A 2,603-nucleotide genomic window follows, 5' to 3' on the forward strand; every position below is an offset into this window, starting at 1 on the left:
AATCAACCTCTCAACTAATATTGATATATTGACGGAATTGGGGTTATGTGCAAGACGTGCCGCTGAGAGTGAGTGCCAGCCTTATCCTGCGAAATTATGTGTTGAATTATACGCCCGATAACCCGGACTTATCGGATAAATAGTATAGGCCCGATTATGATCAATATATGCATCTTCTGATTATATTGCTTGACTTGTTGCTTAATATATAGCGCCTCATCGCCCAGGGAACTTTCGTCCAGCAGCCCGGAACGGGCTGGCCCACAGCCTTCCAATCCTCCCGGCATGCGCGGGAACCGCCTTTGTTGCTTACCATGATGGGGTTTGGGGGATTTTGGGGGTAAAATCTTCAGAATGCTTATATGTCTTATGTTTATTCATCGCTGCTTCTCCCGAGCGTGATGCACAAATCCCATAATCCCCCAATAACCATCGCCACCGCAGGACCAGGCAGGGCACGGACGTTGCCTCTTGAACCGGTGCCCGCTTCCTGCCTATGCTGTGGTCATGATGATCCGGATGCATTGCATAGCTGAGTAATCCTCGCCGCCCTTTCCGGGGACTAGGCGGGATGTCTCTCCTCTTGCAACTGGCTCTGAACCCGATGGATCATCATGACTCTTACCACACACACTGCACGTGTTCTGCTGACCGACCTGCCGGCACAGCCCGACCTGACCGAGCGCGAGATCCGTGAGCGCCTGACCGCAACGCTGGTCCGGATCCGCGCAAGGCGACCAAAGGCTGGCCAAAATGCCGGCCGTCTGTTCGATATGGGTTCTGAGCAGATCGTCGATGATCTCAATGAACTGCTCTACGCTGACGCCGACGATGCGGCTCCCCTATCGATGGCTGACCAGGCCAAAATCCATGACCGGGCAAAACGCTATATCATTCGCCGGAATGCCAGCCTAAATTCCAGCCTCTCTCACCTCAAAGATCCTGAGCGCAAGGTGCTCCTCGCGGCCGCGGCTGCCGGTTTTCGAGCGACCGGCGTATTAAGCGGGGATCAGGTCGACGAGCGGATCGCGGCTTTACATGCGGACTTCCCCTGGCTCGCGCCGGCTTCCGTCGCAGTGATGCAGCATCTGCGCCTGAGATGCGCCCCGGCAGCCCGCCCGGCTCATCTCCCGCCGCTTCTGCTCGTCGGACCGCCCGGCGTGGCCAAATCCACATGGGCGCGGAGATTGGCAGACATTTTCTCTCTGGTGCCTGTACTGATCGATATCGGCGCGACCTCCGGAGCAACCTTTGCAATTTCCGGGGTTGAGCGTGGCTGGAGCAGTGCCGCCCCAGGGCGTGTGATTTCCACCATGCTACGCGAGCGCGTCGCGAACCCGGTCGTTATCCTCGATGAAATCGACAAGATTCCTGACAGTGTCGGCACAAACCGCGGCAGTTTCCCAAGTGCGTTTGAGGTTCTCAAATCCATGATCGAGCCTGCCAGCGCGGGGAATTGGATCTGTCCCTTTTATCAGCTGCCCTTTGATCTGACCGGTGTGAGCTGGATCATGACCACCAACTCCATCGATCATCTCCCCCCGGCATTTCTGGACCGTGTCAGAGTGATCGAAGTGGGGCGGCCCTCTGAAGGTCAGCTGATGAAGCTGGCCGCTCAGTTGGTGGCGCAGCAAATGGATGGCTCGGATCATGAGCAGGTCCTCGAACTGATCCGGGGCATGCTGCACCAGCGCCAGCGTTCCCACCGTATCACCTCGCTGCGCACCCTCCAAAAAATGATCGAGAGCCTGTGCGCCCGCCTGACGGCACCCGGGTTTATGCATTGAACCGGGTGCCTCAGGCCTGCGGGCCTTTCGAGTTTGTCCGTCGTCGGCTGCCGGGCACGGGATTGCCTTACAGGATCTCATACGCCCGGCCGAACGCGAGGTTATGCCGCCGGTTCGGTCTGTCGCTGAGCTTGGGGCGAGGACCGCGCAGAACGCCGCTATCGGTCATCTTGATCCCTTCAGTGTCAGCGCAGACGAAAAGTCCTTCGTGAGTTAAAAAACCCGGCCTCATAAAGAGCCCACCGTCAGGCAACATCTCAAAATCCGCGCGAGCGCCTGCATCGTTTTCCACCTGACTGCGGTCTGCTTCAAGCTGCAGCAAAGCGGGAGGTGAGCCCTTATCTCCATGCCCCTGTCCGTCTGTCTTTCTTTCGCCTGCCGGGAAACTGCGGGATGGGTCGCTGGGCCCATTGGCAGCTCCTTGTCTGCCCCTGCCTGTTCAGCGTGTCAGACTTGAGCCGCGTGGGCCGCTCCCCTCTGTTTTCAGGGAAGCGGGCTGGCAGGGGTGCAACCAGCGCTGGAACGATGTCCTGCCCTGCGGCAGGAGCAGGACGCCGCAGGCTCTTCAGATCAATACAGAAAACTATTGCGCCGCAGCCTTCCGAAGAAGACCACGGCGCAGAAAGCCTTGCTCAAGAGCAGGGCGAATAAGCGGCGCTGCGGATGCCGCCTGCAGGTGCCTTTTAATCTTCCGCCCCGGTGGTGCGCACAGCATAAGCCAAGGTATTGCCGGTCCCCTTTCGTGACACCAGCCTTAGACCCGATGATCGCTGTGTGAACTGACTGGGTCGGCGGCCTCTCCCACTGCATTCTGCA

Annotated in this window: 1 protein-coding gene; it reads left to right on the forward strand. The window is 58.3% G+C overall.

The features are described 5' to 3' along the window. The first annotated feature begins 614 nt into the window (after positions 1–614). Positions 615–1,787 carry an AAA family ATPase gene (locus tag EP867_RS19240; RefSeq protein WP_128491045.1) on the forward strand — a complete coding sequence of 391 codons (1,173 nt, stop codon included), beginning with the start codon at positions 615–617 and terminating at the stop codon, positions 1,785–1,787. The last annotated feature ends 816 nt before the right edge of the window (positions 1,788–2,603 follow it).

Origin of the sequence: Falsigemmobacter intermedius, assembly GCF_004054105.1 — a bacterium.
GTDB classification, from domain to species: domain Bacteria; phylum Pseudomonadota; class Alphaproteobacteria; order Rhodobacterales; family Rhodobacteraceae; genus Wagnerdoeblera; species Wagnerdoeblera intermedia.